At 50.5% G+C, this 18,232-nt stretch carries 12 protein-coding genes; 10 read left to right on the top strand and 2 right to left on the bottom strand.

Annotated elements, in window-relative coordinates; translation table 11 throughout:
- Window positions 1–127: 127 nt before the first annotated feature.
- The 5 genes from mazG (at window position 128) to queE (ending at window position 9,165) form a co-directional block, all read left to right on the top strand.
- Window positions 128–943: a nucleoside triphosphate pyrophosphohydrolase gene (mazG, locus tag BS639_RS06735; RefSeq protein WP_084982643.1), complete on the top strand. Its 816-nt coding sequence runs from the start codon at window positions 128–130 to the stop codon at window positions 941–943.
- Between the two features lie 340 nt (window positions 944–1,283).
- A complete protein-coding gene (pyrG, locus tag BS639_RS06740; protein WP_055775102.1) occupies window positions 1,284–2,921 on the top strand; it encodes a glutamine hydrolyzing CTP synthase in 1,638 nt (545 codons plus the stop codon).
- A gap of 83 nt (window positions 2,922–3,004) precedes the next feature.
- Complete coding sequence (gene eno, locus BS639_RS06745) at window positions 3,005–4,309, top strand: phosphopyruvate hydratase (RefSeq protein ID WP_055775106.1); 1,305 nt, start codon at window positions 3,005–3,007, stop codon at window positions 4,307–4,309.
- A gap of 189 nt (window positions 4,310–4,498) precedes the next feature.
- Complete coding sequence (locus BS639_RS06750) at window positions 4,499–8,404, top strand: hypothetical protein (RefSeq protein ID WP_139804055.1); 3,906 nt, start codon at window positions 4,499–4,501, stop codon at window positions 8,402–8,404.
- A gap of 89 nt (window positions 8,405–8,493) precedes the next feature.
- Window positions 8,494–9,165, top strand: a complete 672-nt coding sequence (gene queE, locus BS639_RS06755; protein ID WP_055775112.1) for a 7-carboxy-7-deazaguanine synthase QueE — start codon at window positions 8,494–8,496, stop codon at window positions 9,163–9,165.
- A gap of 50 nt (window positions 9,166–9,215) precedes the next feature.
- On the opposite strand, the gene queD is transcribed toward queE, so the two are convergent.
- On the bottom strand, window positions 9,216–9,575 hold the full coding sequence (gene queD, locus BS639_RS06760; RefSeq protein ID WP_084982646.1) for a 6-carboxytetrahydropterin synthase QueD: 360 nt from the start codon (window positions 9,573–9,575) through the stop codon (window positions 9,216–9,218).
- A gap of 170 nt (window positions 9,576–9,745) precedes the next feature.
- On the opposite strand from queD, the gene BS639_RS06765 reads away from it, so the two are divergent.
- The 4 genes from BS639_RS06765 to BS639_RS06780 all read left to right on the top strand — a co-directional run bounded on the left by BS639_RS06765 (window position 9,746) and on the right by BS639_RS06780 (window position 15,437).
- Window positions 9,746–10,819 carry a hypothetical protein gene (locus BS639_RS06765; protein ID WP_084982648.1) on the top strand — a complete coding sequence of 358 codons (1,074 nt, stop codon included), beginning with the start codon at window positions 9,746–9,748 and terminating at the stop codon, window positions 10,817–10,819.
- A 339-nt stretch (window positions 10,820–11,158) separates the two neighbouring features.
- On the top strand, window positions 11,159–12,961 hold the full coding sequence (gene cysJ / locus BS639_RS06770; RefSeq protein ID WP_084982649.1) for an NADPH-dependent assimilatory sulfite reductase flavoprotein subunit: 1,803 nt from the start codon (window positions 11,159–11,161) through the stop codon (window positions 12,959–12,961).
- 14 nt (window positions 12,962–12,975) lie between these two features.
- Entirely contained in the window at window positions 12,976–14,691 is a 1,716-nt protein-coding gene (gene cysI / locus BS639_RS06775; RefSeq protein WP_084982668.1) for an assimilatory sulfite reductase (NADPH) hemoprotein subunit, read from the top strand.
- A gap of 11 nt (window positions 14,692–14,702) precedes the next feature.
- Window positions 14,703–15,437 carry a phosphoadenylyl-sulfate reductase gene (locus BS639_RS06780; protein WP_055775124.1) on the top strand — a complete coding sequence of 245 codons (735 nt, stop codon included), beginning with the start codon at window positions 14,703–14,705 and terminating at the stop codon, window positions 15,435–15,437.
- A 113-nt stretch (window positions 15,438–15,550) separates the two neighbouring features.
- On the opposite strand, the gene BS639_RS06785 is transcribed toward BS639_RS06780, so the two are convergent.
- Entirely contained in the window at window positions 15,551–16,591 is a 1,041-nt protein-coding gene (locus BS639_RS06785; RefSeq protein ID WP_084982651.1) for an aminopeptidase, read from the bottom strand.
- Window positions 16,592–16,799: 208 nt separating this feature from the next.
- On the opposite strand from BS639_RS06785, the gene cysG reads away from it, so the two are divergent.
- Complete coding sequence (gene cysG / locus BS639_RS06790; RefSeq protein ID WP_055775130.1) at window positions 16,800–18,224, top strand: siroheme synthase CysG; 1,425 nt, start codon at window positions 16,800–16,802, stop codon at window positions 18,222–18,224.
- Window positions 18,225–18,232 lie beyond the last annotated feature (8 nt).

Below are 18,232 nucleotides of genomic sequence, written 5' to 3' on the forward strand. Positions count from 1 at the left end.
AGCAGCGTTAGCGGCGCGCGTTCCCCCGAATCACTGATTCATGTCAGTGATTCGGGACTTGGTCGCTTGCTGCCATGTTGAAATTTCAATGATTTAGAGGATTAAATTTTAAATTTTGGAATACTCAATGACTTCTTCATTTCCCCTGCAACGTCTTCTTTCGATTATGAAAACCCTGCGCGATCCGACTGCGGGTTGCCCGTGGGACAAAGCGCAAAGTTTCGAGACCATTGCTCCCTATACGCTGGAAGAGACCTATGAAGTGCTGGATGCTATTCAGCGCAAGGACTTTGCCGATCTGCGTGACGAGCTGGGCGACCTGCTGTTTCAGGTGGTGTTTTACGCTCAGATGGGCAGTGAACAGGGGCTTTTTGATTTTGATGATATCTGCGCGGCGATTTCCGAGAAATTGGAGCGTCGCCATCCGCATATTTTCAACGCGGATGAAAATGCAGACACTAAAGACAAGGCGCAGGTACTGCTGGATTGGGAAAAGGGGAAAACCCAGGAGCGGGCTGATAAGGCACTTTTCTCTGCACTAGACGATATCCCTGCCACGCTTCCTGCATTGATGAAGGCGCATAAAATTCAGAAGCGCTGCGCCAACGTCGGCTTCGACTGGACAACCCTTGGTCCGGTGGTTGATAAAGTTTACGAAGAGATCGACGAGGTGATGTTTGAAGCCAAACAGGCGGTAGTGGATCAGGAGAAACTCGGCGAGGAAATTGGCGATTTGCTGTTCGCGACCGTGAATCTTTCCAGGCATCTTGGTCACAAAGCTGAGGGTGCACTTCAGGCTGCCAATATTAAATTTGAACGTCGTTTCCGTCAGGTTGAACACATTATTCGTGACGCGGGGCTGACGATGGAAGACGCCAGTCTAGAGCAGATGGAAGAAGCATGGCAGCAGATAAAACAGCAGGAAAAATCAGGTCTGGTATAAAAATTACCTTGCCGTGATCAATATCAAAACTCGGTAACACACCGCTGCTAACATAGCGTTTATTGATGTTCCCGCGGTGAAATATCAAAAATTTAATAAATTGAATTTCAACGCGTTTTTTTACGGTTTTACGGGCTTTTTTAGCAAGATATAGTAGTTACTTGTCTGTTCTATAAGGTTTTTATGATGCTCTGCCCCAATGTGTTCGTGAGAGAGCTTGCCGCAGGGTTGGCGGGTGAAGAGAGTAAAACGATCGTTTGTGACCCAAGGAAGGTTCGGGTATACTATTTTCCCGTCTTGGTTCTTCCATCGTCTTTAAACCTAACCTCTCAGGTTCAGCATGACAACTAATTATATTTTTGTGACCGGCGGGGTTGTATCCTCTCTGGGTAAAGGCATTGCCGCAGCCTCTCTGGCGGCTATTCTCGAAGCCCGTGGTTTGAACGTTACCATCATGAAACTCGATCCCTACATCAACGTGGATCCAGGTACCATGAGCCCAACTCAGCACGGTGAAGTCTTCGTGACCGAAGATGGCGCTGAAACAGATCTCGATCTGGGTCACTACGAACGTTTCATTCGCACTAAAATGACCCGCCGTAACAACTTTACAACCGGTCGTATTTACTCCGACGTCCTGCGCAAAGAGCGCCGTGGCGATTATCTCGGCGCGACCATTCAGGTTATCCCGCACATCACCAACGCAATCAAAGAGCGCATCATTGAAGGCGGCGAAGGTCATGACGTGGTGCTGGTTGAAATCGGCGGCACGGTAGGTGACATCGAATCCTTGCCGTTCCTTGAAGCGATTCGCCAGATGGCGGTTGACGTCGGCCGTGAGCACACCCTGTACATGCACCTGACTCTGGTGCCATACATGGCGGCGGCGGGTGAAGTTAAAACCAAACCAACCCAGCACTCTGTGAAAGAACTGCTGTCTATCGGTATTCAGCCAGACGTGCTGATCTGCCGCTCAGACCGTTCAGTTCCTGCAAACGAACGTGCAAAAATTGCCCTGTTCTGTAACGTTCCAGAGAAAGCCGTTATCTCATTAAAAGACGTTGATTCCATTTATAAAATCCCGGCGCTATTGAAATCACAGGGCCTGGACGATTATATTTGTAAACGATTCAGCTTAACGTGCAAAGAAGCGGATCTGGCCGAGTGGGAACAGGTTGTCTACGAAGAAGCCAACCCAGGCGGCGAAGTGAACATCGGCATGGTGGGTAAATACACCGAACTGCCAGATGCCTACAAATCGGTTATCGAAGCACTGAAGCACGCAGGCCTGAAAAACCGCCTGACGGTGAACATCAAGCTTATCGATTCTCAGGATGTAGAAACGCGCGGCGTAGACATGCTGAAAGACCTGGATGCGATTTTGATCCCCGGTGGTTTCGGTTATCGCGGCGTAGAAGGCAAGTTGATGACCGCGCGTTATGCGCGTGAAAACAACATTCCTTACTTAGGTATTTGCCTGGGTATGCAGGTTGCGCTGATGGAGTTTGCCCGTAACGTAGTCGGTATGGAAAATGCGAACTCCACAGAATTTGTGCCAGACTGTAAGTTCCCTGTCGTGGCACTGATTACTGAATGGCGTGATGAAAACGGCAACGTCGAAGTACGTTCCGAAGAGAGTGATTTAGGCGGCACTATGCGCGTGGGTGGTCAACTTTGCCACCTGACCGAAGGCAGCCTGGTTCGTCAGATGTACGGCGAACCGACGATAGTTGAACGTCATCGTCACCGTTACGAAGTCAACAATATGCTGTTGAAACCGATTGAAGCAGCAGGTTTACGCGTAGCCGGTCGCTCTGGCGATAAGCAGCTGGTGGAAATTATTGAGTTGCCAAACCATCCGTGGTTTGTTGCTTGCCAATTCCACCCAGAATTTACGTCAACGCCGCGTGATGGTCATCCGTTGTTTGCAGGCTTTGTGAAGGCTGCCGGTGAGTATCAGAAGCGTCAGGTAAAATAAAATATAAGGCCGGTGACACGCTTGCCCAAGGCGGCGTGTCTCTGAGTCTGAAGCTTTAGTTAACTTGTACTGAGGAAATCCTAATGTCCAAAATCGTTAAAGTGCTCGGTCGTGAAATCATCGACTCCCGTGGTAACCCGACCGTAGAAGCTGAAGTTCATCTGGAAGGCGGTTTCGTAGGTCTTGCTGCTGCGCCATCAGGTGCATCAACGGGTTCTCGCGAAGCTCTGGAATTGCGTGACGGTGATAAATCACGTTTTCTGGGTAAAGGCGTAACTAAAGCTGTTGGCGCTGTAAATGGCCCAATCGCTCAGGCACTGCTCGGCAAAGACGCAAAAGACCAGGCTAACATCGACAAGATTATGATTGAGCTTGACGGTACCGAAAACAAATCTAACTTCGGTGCTAACGCGATTCTGGCTGTTTCCCTGGCTGCTGCTAAAGCTGCTGCCGCTTCAAAAGGTTTGCCACTGTACGCACACATTGCGGAACTGAACGGCACTCCTGGCAAATATTCAATGCCACTGCCTATGATGAACATCATCAACGGTGGTGAGCACGCCGACAACAACGTCGACATCCAAGAGTTCATGATCCAGCCTGTGGGCGCGAAAACGCTGAAAGAAGCCGTACGTATGGGCTCTGAAGTTTTCCACACCTTGGCTAAAGTTCTGAAATCTAAAGGCATGGGGACTGCAGTAGGTGATGAAGGTGGCTACGCGCCAAACCTGGGTTCTAACGCCGAAGCACTGGCTGTAATCGCTGAAGCGGTTAAAGCAGCAGGCTACGAGCTGGGCAAAGACATTACTCTGGCGATGGACTGTGCGGCTTCAGAATTCTACAAAGACGGTAAATATGTTCTGGCTGGCGAAGGCAACAAAGCTTTCACTTCTGAAGAGTTCACTCACTTCCTGGAAGACCTGACTAAACAGTACCCAATCGTTTCTATCGAAGACGGTTTGGACGAATCTGATTGGGCTGGCTTCGCATACCAGACTAAAGTTCTGGGCGACAAAATTCAGCTGGTGGGCGATGACCTGTTCGTTACCAATACCAAGATCCTGAAAGAAGGTATCGACAAAGGTATCGTTAACTCCATCTTGATCAAATTCAACCAGATCGGTTCACTGACCGAAACTCTGGCTGCGATCAAAATGGCGAAAGATGCTGGCTACACTGCCGTTATCTCTCACCGTTCCGGCGAAACCGAAGATGCTACTATTGCCGACCTGGCAGTAGGTACCGCTGCGGGCCAAATCAAAACCGGTTCTATGAGCCGTTCTGACCGTGTTGCTAAATACAACCAGCTGATTCGTATCGAAGAAGCGTTGGCGGCTGCGGGTACACCTGCTCCGTTTAACGGTCTGAAAGAAGTTAAAGGTCAGTAATTTCTGAGCCCTAGCTTTACAAAACCCGCTTCGGCGGGTTTTTTTATTTATAAACCAAAGTATAACCATCAACGTTAACTGATGGGTCTATCTGTAGCCTATGCTTATTATATTCTCTTTCCTCTCCGAGATAATAATATGCCCAATAACCGAACGAGTAGAACCTCCTCTATTAACGGCTCAATACCCTTGCCAGCCAGTATTTCACCACGTATAGCCAATCCATTTTTAAAAGTAATTAACAGTCACTCATGTCCATCCAGTAATAAAAATCTTTCTAAAATAAATAAAAATGATTGGAAAGTGATAGACGAACATATAATGCTGACTAAAGGAGAGCCACAGCGTGAAATTAGCTTACCTAAAAATTTTCGAGAAGTAATTATTAGTCATGCCCCAACATTATTAGGGTTGTCACCCAATATTTTCATGTCATTAGCTCATCACATTCCTTCAATTAATTCACCAGAAAATGCTTACTCAAATATTATACCGTCTCTCCTTAGTCTAGAAAATCTGTGCGCGACGGTATCCAGTGCCTGGCAAATTATTCCAGCACTCCCTCAATGGCCTTCAGGTGCGAGCGCCAATCCGTTAACGTTGCAAAACCCCAATATGCATAAACCCTCTGACAGTTTTAATGTGCTCAAAACGCAGTTACAGGCGTTTCAGCTCACGTCAGACACCTTTCAAAACACTGTGCTTATAAATTATCTGGTCAATAAATATGTCCTTTTCTTCAGAGAGGACGACGTTCAACCGCCGCTAGAGCGCATCAGACGGGAGCTGGATGATGGACGTTCGCGTGACGGTTTTAACCGCTTGCCTACCCGCGGTTTTAAAACGTTAAGCGTGATTAATCCTGCCGTTAACGGTAATTCCAGCGCAGCCGAAGTGATTCGCTGGGCAGATAGGCAAATGCAGGCTAGCAGAATACTGTTTACCCTTGCCTGGGACGAGGGTGCGGGAGGCATTGCGGCCTATCTTGGCGCGGGTTTGGCATCGACGCTTGGCGCGTTTGCCCAAACCCTGGGCGCAATAATGGACGGTACGCTGTTGGACCGTGAGCCGGGTGAGACTCATGCGGAATGGCTGCTCAGATTGAGCAGCAATATTATCATCCCCCCGGAGGCGGCGGCTGCACGTGCGTTTAAAGTTAATCCGACTATCATAAATCGCGTTACCCCCTCTAGCCCCAGTGGTCTGAGGGTGAGTCATAAGGCCAGCGGATTAATGCGCACACTCTCGCCGGCGGCTGGCGAATCAAAGCTTTATATCAACGTACAAGACAAGAGTTACGCCTTGACTCCTCACACCACTGAGGGCGTTTATCGCCTAAATAACGGGCGTGAAATTTATCTTAACCCGCTAGTCGGTGAGTGGAGAAGATTTTGTTCGGGTAACTCACATCTCAATGCCAAATCGCTTTCTGCCATTCCTGATGAATTACTCCGCCTCTCGCCGGGAGATCATTCAGTATTGGCGTTCAGGGGAGAGATTAGCCCCGAGAGCAAAGTCTGGACACAGCCGGATACTGGTAAATACTACCTTGAAGTCCTCAAGCTTGACCCAGCAAATCAGAATAGTGTGGTTAGTCACTATGTTGAAGGCCACCTTGAGGGGCGTTTTTTTAGCATTAAGAACCCAAGTCAGCAGGCAGATAAACACCCTTTACTGGAGTGGAAATCCGGCATCGGTAAATGGGAAGTCGTGGCAAACATTAACAGCGTAGTGACCAACAGCGTAACTTCTCCAATCTTTCGAGGCTTGCCATCCAGTGTACAGGTCGTTCCCCTGGTTACATTGGATCCGGCATTATCACTGCCCGGTTTTGCCCATACCTATCGCCTTGACAATACGGGTGAGATTTTCATTCGTACGGGCACAACGCGTCGTGGGGTGGCCCAATACATCAAGGTTGAACAGAGTAAAAGTCATCCTAAAATTTTTAGGCTTAACGTTTTTGACCGCGCAAAGGATCTTCGCGAAATTCGTTATTACCGCTATCAAGAAAACGGTGAGTTTACACTCGATAATGTGATTTCCTGCCATCGTGTCAAACGCGCTGAAGACAATCTTTGCCAGCCTGGAACCTCGGGGCAAGCATCACAAAATAATCCCTCCTTGTTATATAAAAAAACGGTGGAACAAAATTCAAAAATAATTGCGGATAAAATCCATGAGATGAGGCTCAATACGCTAGAAATGGTGCCGATACAACGTCCCAATCTACCCTCGGTTCGCACTGCCGTAAGTATTGAGGATATACAAAATGGCTACCGCAGTATGATCATTGCTGAAATCCCAATAACCCGAGTCCTTACGGTATTTGAATCCCAGAAAGTAATGGCTGAAGCGATAACCACTCGTTATAACAAGATAACCCACGGAAAAGCTCCAGCTACCTCGGCAGAATACAGTTATATTTTATTTGATAAGTTAATTAAAGGCGGGATAAGCAACGACAATCTTTTAGTGGTTAATTTTTTACTGCAAGGAGAAGTGAAACATACTGCTCTCTTTTTTTCCTCTCACGGCGGTATTGAAAGAATATTAGGTCCGACGACTTCCGTATTTGAGCCGCAGAAGGTTTCGGTTGAACAGTTGTATAAGGCCAGTCAGTCGTTAGTAAACGGTTTTGAAATATTAAACCCATGGTCAGATAAAAATAAACATGTTGTCTACAAGGCAGGTGCGAGCCGTGATTCAATAAAAAGGGATATGGTGAAAATCCTGAAAGAGTCCGGCATAGAGATTAATGACGATTATATTCCTGGTCAGGGGGGCGTACCCAAATATCGTGGAACGCTAAGGCTTGAGGATGTCGAGCTTGTGGCACAGGATCCCGTCCGTGATTCTTACTGTTTGCTTAATCCCGGAGAGGCTACATTCAGAGAAACGATACGGGAGAATTATGGCATCCTTGCCCGTGGAGAAGCCGTACTCAATGAGCCTATGGGCACGATGAAGGGTAGGCCATCATCCCTTGGGGCGCGTTTTGACAGCATAAACCAGATTTTCAGTCAGTTGGCAGTACTCGACGACAGTCAGCTGCGTGCATTTATCAAAGAGAAATTCGGCGAAGAACGGCTGGATAAAAAAACCGATCTGTTCAGAAGGTCGATTGTCCAGACTTTAAATAACCTAAATAGTTATCGCCCCGGCGGTGGACGAGTGAACCGGCTAGTGTTGCTTAAATCTCGGCTGCCCACATCATCATCGGAAGTCCTTGGGTTTGTGACGAATGATAAAAATGATCCTGACCCATTTTTCAGTATTATTCACAAAGAACAGTGGGGCTATATGAATTTATTCACTTACGCCAGTCAGATGCATTTAATTTGCCACGAAATGAGCCATGTTCCCGAGCCAAGTTTTTTGACCGACAACACTCGATTGAAAACGTATGATTTCTTCTATAACAATTTGGCGGGGCACGGAACTTTCTTCCAACCTTATCCCAATCGAATCAGCTCTTATTCGCTTGAACACAACGACGTGGTGTTTTCAAAAGATACTGAGTCACATTTAGTGCTTAAGTCTTATGATGAATATTTGACTAGCGAGCATGAGGAGAGTGTTGATTTCAAAAACGTCGATGATCGAGTGGTTTTCAAAGGAAATATTGACACAGGGTTTAACAAAAAAATTGCCGAGCTGAATAAGTTGATTGGTACTTATAATGCGGGTGAGGGGCTTTATTCCGATGTGCAGCTCGAGGAAAGATATCTATTGGAGTTTACTGAACGCTTCAACGAGGCTATGAAAAAATCTGGGTTATCTGAAATAAAGCTTGGCCTGAAGACTTTGACTCGCCGTAGGAACGACGGGAGTCAAAAACTGGAAATTGATCCGAATGCTTATGAAGCGATGAGGCGGTTTTTTCAGCGTATCGCCAACGACAAGGAGGCGCGGATTGCCATTGTTATGAACAATGCCGACAGTATTACTTACTATCAATTTCTACTGGCGGCTGAAAAAGAGCTAATAAGCCCACATCTTCCTAACGGCGGCAGTTTACCAAAACCAGACGAAAGACTGCCTTGGGCAGATTCGGATGAATCGGAAGACAGCGAGATGTCAGACAAAAGGTAGGGCGGCGTGAGAATTGCCCTGCGTCAGATTTGGCTCAGGGTAAGATGTCTGCGATAATATCGATTGGCTCCTTAAACTCTGAGATACGCATGCAGTACCCGATTAACGAGATGTTCGAAACCCTGCAAGGGGAAGGCTATTTTACCGGCGTGCCGGCTATTTTTATTCGTTTGCAAGGCTGCCCGGTAGGTTGCAGCTGGTGCGACACGAAACACACTTGGGAAAAATTTGCCGATCGTGAAGTCGATATGCAGCGTATCCTGGTGAAAACGCAGGAGAGTGACGCATGGGGCAATGCCAGCGCCGAAAAACTCCATCAGGTTATCCAGAATCAAGGTTGGACGGCAAAACACATCGTGATAACCGGTGGCGAGCCGTGTATTTACAATCTCGAGCCGTTGACTGAACTGTTGGAACAGGAAGGTTACAGCTGCCAGATTGAAACCAGCGGCACGCATGAAGTGCGCTGCTCGGCCAAAACCTGGGTCACCGTTTCACCAAAAGTGAACATGCGTGGCGGTTACGACATTCTGCCACAGGCGCTACAGCGCGCCGATGAGATTAAGCACCCGGTGGCTCGTCAGCGTGATATTGATGCGCTGGAACAGCTGCTTGCCACGTTGAGTGACGATAAGGCGCGCATTATTGCCCTGCAGCCGATCAGCCAGAAAGAAGAAGCCACCAAATTATGTATCGCGACGTGTATCGCGAAAAATTGGCGGCTTTCGATGCAAACTCACAAGTATCTCAATATCGCCTAATACTAGCGTTGATTATTGATACTGTTTAAAGAAATGACTGACAGGGCCGATTAACCGCGATAAACGCAGCCGGCGGTGCAAGTTTCTTTAATGCGCACCGCGCTCAACAGTGGGAGCAGAGGTTTCATCTTGTTCCAGATCCACTCGGCCAGCACTTCGCTGGTTGGGTTCTCAAGGCCAGGGATATCATTGAGATAATAGTGATCCAAGCTGTCGAGTATCGGCCCAAAGGCAACTTTTAATTCAGCAAAATCCATCACCCAACCAGTGTGTGGATCCACTTCCCCAGTGATCTCCAAACGTACGGCAAAAGAGTGCCCGTGAAGGCGACCGCATTTATGTCCTGCTGGAACGTGAGGCAGGTGATGAGCGGCTTCGAACATAAAATCTTTAAATAATGTAGTGGTCATAACACTGTCTCGTTGACTGCAAAAAACGCGGCATATTAACGGAATCCAGCCTGTTGCGCCATGAGTTATCTGCTCTGTGAATAGACAGATATTGAGCTTTGGTGTATTTACTCATGGTGACCCCATGACTTACAGTGGTGGCGTAAGATACTAACCTATTGAGATAGTGAATGATTAAAGTGCTACGTTGGGCTGTACTCTTGCTGATATTTTCTGCAACAGCTAAAGCCGATGACCTATCGAATAATAATAAATCTGCCACGGGCGCGGCACCGGGGGTCAACAGCAGTGCACCTGTTGCAGCTGCGGCGCCGTCGTCTCCTGCTGTCGTTGCCAAAACGTCGCCTGCGGTGACTAAAGCCGTATCGCCTAAAGCTGCTGTCAAACCACCCGCGATTGTTTTAAAAACGCTGGCAGACGGCACGGGCAGTTTTTTCTATCCGGCCGGGGCCAATAAAAAGCCGCTTGAAGTTTATACCTATCAGCCTGCGGGCACCGATGCCAGCACGCCGATTATCATGGTGATGAGCGGTGCCGATCGTAATGCCTCGACCTACCGCAATGATTGGATCAAAGTGGCCGATCAGTACCATTTCCGTATTGTTGTGCCGCGTTTCACGGATCAGGATTTCCCAGGCGTTTACGGTTACAATTTGGGTAATATACAAGACCCTAAGACCCATCATCGGGTGCCGAAATCACAGTGGGGCTTTACGCTGGTCAACGATATTTTTAATACCTTACGTCAGCAAGGCATTACGACCCAGTCGCAGTACTATCTGTTTGGCAACAGCGCCGGTTGTCAGTTTGTGCATCGCATGTTAACGCTACTGCCTCAGCCCGAAGTAAAGGCCGCGATTTGTGCCGCCGCAGGATGGTGGACGCTGCCCGATACCGACCAGCGCTGGCCTTACGGGTTACGCGCATCGCCGATAAAAGTCAGCCAGAGCCAGTTGGCGGAATACTTTGCCAAACCGGTGCTTATTGCCGTCGGTGCGAATGACGATGACCCAGAAAACCGCGTGCTGCGCCACTCCAAAGGGGCGATGGCGCAGGGCACTAATCGCCTCGAGCGGGCCGAGAACTTCTTTACTACCTCGCAGCAGCAGGCCGAACAAAACTACATGCCGTTTAACTGGCACTTTGTGGCGCTGCCGGACGTGGCCCACGGCGGCAGCAATATGTCGATTTATGCCGCAGGGCAATTTTCGCGCTTTGAACAGCAGCATGAGTTTAATCCGTGATTAATCGCCGTTGAGAAGCCTTTTCTCTGCGGCAACCCTGTGAACATAAAGATATTTACAACCCCGCAAATGCGGGGTTTTCTCATTTATGGGCCACGATTTAATCGCTCTGAAAGACCCTGATTTTTTTATTAGTTATTTCAGTAGCCTATAACCGGCCCTTTACCACTTTTATCGATAGTTTTTACCTGAAAAAACACTTAGTCATTATGGTTATTTAATATTCCCATCACTTATTTAATTGTTATGATCTCGCTGGTTAACCTACACGCTAACAACACTTTCCGCATAAAACAGCTCGTTGATACTAGCTAAAGCAATAAGGGAATTCGTACCGCGATGACGACTCAGGCACCTCCTACTTCTTTGCTCCCTCTCACCCCGGAGCAGATGGCACGGCTGCAATCGGCGATTGGTGACTATTCGCCAACCCAATTGGCCTGGTTATCCGGCTATTTTTGGGGAATGACCCATGCGCAGCCGGGTGCAGTTGCGGCACCTGCTCCGGCAGCGGCTGCGGCGTCGATTACGCTGATATCTGCCTCTCAGACCGGCAACGCGCGCCGGTTGGCCGAGCAACTGCGCGATGCGCTGGTGACGGCTAAGCTTAACGTTAATCTGGTGAACGCCGCTGATTACAAGTTTAAGCAGATTGGTCAGGAGAAACTGTTAGCGATCGTGGCCTCAACGCAGGGTGAAGGTGAACCCGCCGAGGAAGCCGTGGCGTTGCACAAATTCCTGATGTCTAAAAAGGCGCCGAACATGCCAGATACGGCGTTTGCTGTGTTTGGACTGGGCGATACCTCTTACGAATTCTTCTGTCAGGCGGGGAAAGATTTTGATACGCGTCTGGGCGAACTGGGTGCAGAACGCCTGCTCGACAGAGTAGACGCCGACGTTGAGTATCAGGAGCAGGCTGCCGACTGGATCTCGCGAGTCGTTGAGGTGCTGAAAAAGCGCGTTCCGGTCGAATCGCCGGCTGCTCAAGCCGCCTCGATATCGGGTAACGTTAACCTGCTCGACAGCAGCCCTTACAGTAAAGAACAGCCACTGACCGCCTTGCTGTCGGTGAATCAGAAGATTACCGGTCGCGACTCCGACAAAGACGTTCGCCACATTGAAATTGATTTGGGTGATTCTGGCCTGCGTTATCAGCCGGGCGATGCGCTGGGCGTATGGTTTGAAAATGACCCGCAGCTGGTGAAAGAACTGGTTGAACTGCTGTGGCTCAAGGGCGATGAGCCGGTTGAGGTTAACGGCAAAACGCTGCCGCTAAATGATGCGCTACAGCACTACATAGAACTGACGCAAAACACCACGGTGATCGTTGATAAATACGCCGCCGTCTGTCGTGACACCGACCTGCTGGCGTTGTTGACCGATAAAAGTGCGCTCCAGCAGTATGCGCAAACCACGCCGTTCGTTGACATGGTGCGTCGCGCGCCAACCGAACTGCTGCCGCAGCAACTTGTGGACCTGTTGCGCCCGCTGACGCCGCGCCTGTACTCGATTGCATCGTCTCAGGCAGAAGCGGAAACTGAAGTTCATATTACCGTCGGCGCAGTACGTTATGACATTGACGGCCGCGCTCGCAGCGGCGGCGCTTCGGGTTATCTGGCCGATCGCCTTGAGGAGGACGCAGAGGTTCGCGTGTTCATCGAGCATAACGATAACTTCCGCCTGCCGGCTGACCCGCAGACCCCGGTCATCATGATTGGCCCTGGCACCGGTATCGCACCTTTTCGCGCCTTTATGCAACAGCGCGACAACGACGGTGCGGGTGGCAAGAACTGGCTGTTTTTCGGTAATCCGCACTTCACCGATGATTTCCTCTATCAGGTTGAATGGCAGCGTTATGTCAAAGACGGTCTATTAACCCATATCAGTCTGGCTTGGTCTCGCGACCAGTCCGAGAAAGTTTATGTGCAGGACAAGCTGCGCGCCAAAGGTGCCGAAGTTTGGCAATGGCTACAGGAAGGCGCGCACATTTATGTCTGCGGTGACGCAAATCGAATGGCGAAAGATGTTGAACAGACGCTGCTTGAGCTGATTGCCGAGCACGGTTCAATGGATATCGAAACCGCCGATGAATTTTTGAGTGACCTACGTTTTGAGCGTCGTTACCAGCGAGATGTCTATTAATGAGCACTGAAATTATGAATGACAAACATCCCGGACCTTTGGTGGTCGAAGGCAAGTTGACCGACGCAGAACGTCTTAAAAAAGAGAGCAATTTTCTGCGCGGCACCATCACCGAAGACCTGACCGACGGCCTGACCGGTGGTTTCAACGGTGATAACTTCCTGCTCATCCGTTTCCACGGCATGTATCAGCAGGATGACCGTGATATTCGCGCCGAACGCGCCGAGCAAAAACTTGAACCGCGTCACGCCATGATGCTGCGCTGCCGCTTACCGGGCGGTGTGATGACCCCTGAACAGTGGCTGGGTATCGACAAGTTTGCGGAAGACAGCACAATTTATGGCAGCATTCGCATCACCAACCGTCAGACTTTCCAGTTCCATGGCATTTTGAAGCCTAACGTAAAGCCGGTGCATCAGTTGCTGAACAAGCTGGGCCTCGACGCGCTGGCCACGGCTAACGACGTTAACCGTAACGTACTTTGTACCTCTAATCCGGTTGAGTCAGAGTTGCACTATGAAGCCTGGCAGTGGGCGAAGAAGATTTCTGAACACTTGCTGCCGCGCACTCGCGCCTATGCCGAGGTGTGGTTGGATCAGGAAAAAGTCGAAACGACCGACGAAGAGCCGATCCTTGGCTCCACTTATCTGCCGCGTAAATTTAAAACGACGGTAGTTATTCCACCGCAGAACGACGTTGACTTGCACGCCAACGACTTGAACTTTGTGGCAATCGCCGATAACGGCAAGCTGGTTGGATTTAACGTGCTGGTTGGCGGTGGCCTTTCTATCGCCCACGGCGACAAAACGACCTATGCGCGCACCGCCAGCGAGCTGGGCTTTATCCCACTGGAAAATACGCTAGCGGTGGCAGAAGCCGTGGTGACAACCCAGCGCGACTGGGGGAATCGTACCAACCGTAAAAACGCGAAAACCAAATACACCCTTGAGCGCGTCGGCGTTGAGACCTTCAAAGCTGAAGTTGAAAAACGTGCGGGTATCGCCTTTACCGAGGTTCGTCCTTATGAATTCACGGGTCGCGGCGATCGCATCGGCTGGGTGAAGGGCATTGATAAACAATGGCATTTGACGCTGTTTATCGAGAATGGCCGTATTCTGGACTACCCGGGCCGCCCGTTGAAAACCGGTTTGGCTGAAATTGCTCGTGTACACAAAGGCGACTTCCGCCTGACGGCGAACCAAAACTTGATCGTGGCCGGCGTCGATGAAAAAGACAAAGATCGCATAGAAGCGCTGGCACGCAATCACGGCCTGATTGACGATGGTCTCAGCGAACAGCGTAAAAACTCAATGGCCTGCGTGTCCTATCCTACGTGTCCACTGGCGATGGCCGAGGCTGAGCGCTTTCTGCCAGAGTTTGTGACTCAAGTTGAAGACATCATGCATCAGCACGGTGTCGGCAAAGAGCATATCGTTCTGCGCGTCACCGGTTGTCCGAATGGCTGCGGCCGTGCGCTGCTGGCAGAAATTGGCCTGGTAGGCAAAGCAATGAATCGCTATAACCTGCATCTCGGCGGTAATCGTGCGGGGACGCGCATCCCTCGCATGTATCGCGAGAACATTACGGATGTAGAGATTCTGGCTATCATCGATGAGCTGGTTGGCCGCTGGTCAAAAGAGCGTGAGGCTGATGAAGGCTTCGGTGACTATGTGATCCGTGCCGGTATCATCAAGCCGGTACTCGATCCCGCCCGCGATTTTTACGACTGACAGGAGGCGATATGACACTACTCTCCCTAACCGAACTGAATGCACTGCCTAAGTCCGGACAGGCATTGGCACTGGCCGAGGTTAATGGCCAGCTGGAAAAACTTTCCGCCGAACAGCGCGTGAGTTGGGCGTTGGAAAATTTACCGGGCGAGTTTAGTCTATCGTCCAGCTTCGGGATCCAGGCCGCAGTGTGCCTGCATCTGGTCACCCGTCAGCGTCCGGATATTCCCGTTATTCTTACCGATACCGGCTACCTGTTTCCTGAGACTTATCAGTTCATTGACGCATTGACCGAACAGTTGAACCTTAACCTAAAGGTTTTCCGCGCCGAGCATTCTCCTGCCTGGCAGGAAGCGCGCTATGGAAAACTGTGGGAGCAGGGCGTTGAGGGCATTGAAAAGTACAATCTGATTAATAAGGTTGAGCCAATGAACCGCGCACTCGACACGCTGGGTGCCCAGACATGGTTCGCGGGTCTACGTCGCGAACAGTCGGGCAGCCGCGCCAATTTGCCGGTGCTGGCTGTACAGCGCGGCGTGTTCAAAATCCTGCCGATCATTGACTGGGACAACCGCCAGATCTTCCAGTATTTGAAGCAGCACGGCCTGAGCTATCACCCGCTTTGGGACGAGGGATATCTTTCTGTGGGCGATACTCACACCACCAAAAAGTGGGAAGAGGGCATGTCAGAGGAAGAAACTCGCTTCTTTGGTCTCAAACGCGAGTGTGGGTTGCACGAAGGTTAATGCCGACGTGAGGGGAGATCCTCTAGCCCTTATGTTGATCCCCTCCCCTTTCGGGGAAGGGGGAAATTGGCGTAATGCCTGCCATGAGCGAAGGGACATCATGGGTTAGTGCATTACTCCTGCGCAGGTGGGTTTGCCAACGCTTTTAACAGCGGCAGCAGAATTCTGACGCTGTCTTTTTCACGTTTTTCGATACGCCCTGGCAGATAGCGGTCGAGATACTGCAGATTATCAATCTGCCCCTGATAACGGCTGGTGCCGGTAGGGAAATGCGGACTGATTGCCCGCTGTTGAAGCCCGTCTTTTTTCCCCAGTCGCCAGTCGCTGGCTGACACCAACAGCAGCGGAATGTGTTCACCGTCTAAGGCTTTCATCCCTTCACAGCAACTGGTGCCCGTTGGGCTGGTAGTGGCCGCAATTCGTAATCCACGCGCGATGCTTAGCGCCTTGTCGCGGGTCAGTTTAGCGACGGCCGCCGAAGTGTTGACGCCGCTGCTGAAATAGAGCTGGTCACCGACAATCAGCGAATTGATATGAATAACCAGCAGCGTGCGCTTTTTCTCCTGCGGATTAAGATTGGCAAGATAGTCGCTAGCACCTTGCTCGCCGCTTTCTTGGGCGCTTAACGCCACGAAGCGTAGACTGTAATGCGTAGGCAGTTTGCTCATCCGATCGGCAAGCTCAAGCATTACGCCGACGCCAGAGGCGTTGTCATCAACGCCCTGCAGAGTCAGGCCGCCGAGATTGCGGTCACTGTCTTCATCGCTTTGCGGCAGATAAGTATCAAAATGCGCCACGATTACGATTTGCTGAGGGACTATTCCTACGCGGTCGGCAATGACCGAAGTGGCGTGAACAGTGTGCCAGTTCTGACGCCCGTCCTGACTGGTGTAAAGGTATTTTGCGTCAAAGGCGTGCAGGCGGCTTTGGTAACCCATCTTGTTCAGGGTTTGATTGAGGTAGTCAGCAGCGATAATCTCGGCAGGACTGCCGGCCATTCTGCCGGGGAAATAGGTCGCGATATGTCGCGTTTGCTGGCCTGCTATCTGGCCTAGTGCTGGATTTTTTAATGATTGGCCCACGGCAGAAGCTGCGTATAAGCCGCTCAGCGTTAATATCAGTGCCGAACGCGCTACGTGGTGAAAAGAAAACATACTGAAAATCCTTAGTCAGGCGTCCTTTAGTGGTGAGACAGTTAGTATGCGATTGTGTGGCAAATTTAACAATTTACAGTTTTCTCAAAATGAGCTTTTTCAGGGCTATATTCCATTCTGGAACTAATCATTCCATTTCATCATTTCATCTGGATAACGGCCTAGCCGTATAGTCATATTATGGATTTACTTATGCTAAAAGGTTGCTGTGGACTATCTCCCTATATTTGCTGACCTTAAACAACGCCCTGTGTTGGTCGTGGGTGGGGGCGAAGTGGCGGCGCGTAAAATTGATCTTCTTCTGCGCGCAGGTGCGCAGGTGCGGGTAGTGGCGCAATCACTTTCTTCTGAAGTTGAACATCTTCGACTTCAGTCGGCCATTCAGTGGCTGGCAGAGTCATTTACTGCCGACCAGCTTGACGACGTTTTTTTGGTGATTGCCGCAACCGATGACGCTGTGCTAAATGCGCAAGTGTATGAAGAAGCCAATCAACGGCGCGTACTGGCCAACGTGGTGGACGATCAGCCTAAGTGCTCGTTTATCTTTCCTTCTATTGTCGATCGCTCGCCAATCGTGGTGGCTATTTCTTCCAGCGGTCAGGCGCCCGTGCTGGCAAGAATGCTGCGCGAGAAACTTGAAACGCTACTCCCTGCTAGCATTGGCAAAATGGCAGAGATTGCAGGCAACTGGCGTGAACGTGTTAAACAACGCTTTAGCATGATGTCTGCGCGCCGTCGTTTCTGGGAACAGGCTTTTGACGGCAACTTCGCGTCATTGAGTGCCGGCGGTCAGTTCGCCGAGGCGGAGCAGGCGTTGCAAGACCTGCTAGACGCGCCCGACGACGCCACGCATAAAGGCTTGGTGACGCTAGTGGGCGCGGGGCCGGGTGACCCTGGATTGCTAACCCTGCGTGGTTTACAGGTTATGCAACAGGCCGACGTGGTGCTTTATGATTTTCTGGTCAGCCCGGAAGTGCTGGATCTCGTCCGGCGTGATGCTGAAAAAATCTGTGTCGGCAAGCAGGCCGGTAATCATCTGGTCGTGCAGGAAGAGACCAATCGCTTATTGGTTGAATTGGCAAAACAGGGCAAGAAAGTGGTCAGGCTAAAAGGCGGTGACCCGTTTATTTTTGGCCGCGGTGGCGAAGAGCTTGAAGTGGTCGCGGCCGCCGGTATTCCATTCCAAGTGGTGCCAGGCATTACCGCAGCAGCAGGCGCAACGGCCTATGCCGGCATTCCGCTGACCCATCGTGAACGCGCACAGAGCGTGATGTTTATTACTGGCCAGATCCGCACCGACGGTGACGGTCTGCAGTGGTCCGAACTGGCAAAAGGGCAACAGACGCTGGCAATTTATATGGGCGCGATGAAGGCCGCGGAAATAAGTCAGCAACTGATTGCTCACGGCCGTGGCGCCGAGACGCCGGTGGCGGTGATATCGCGTGGTACCCGTCCTGACCAGCTGGTGCTCACCGGCACACTGCAACATCTCGAACAATTAGCCCAACAGGCGCCTTCACCGGCCCTGCTGGTTATTGGTGAAGTGGTAGAGCTTCATCACCAACTCGCCTGGTTTGGGCATCATCCAGAGACTGCCGGCGCACAGCGCCCGACGGTCGTGAATTTGGCTTAAGGATCTGA

Origin of the sequence: Rouxiella silvae, from assembly GCF_002093625.1 — a bacterium.
GTDB classification, from domain to species: domain Bacteria; phylum Pseudomonadota; class Gammaproteobacteria; order Enterobacterales; family Enterobacteriaceae; genus Rouxiella; species Rouxiella silvae.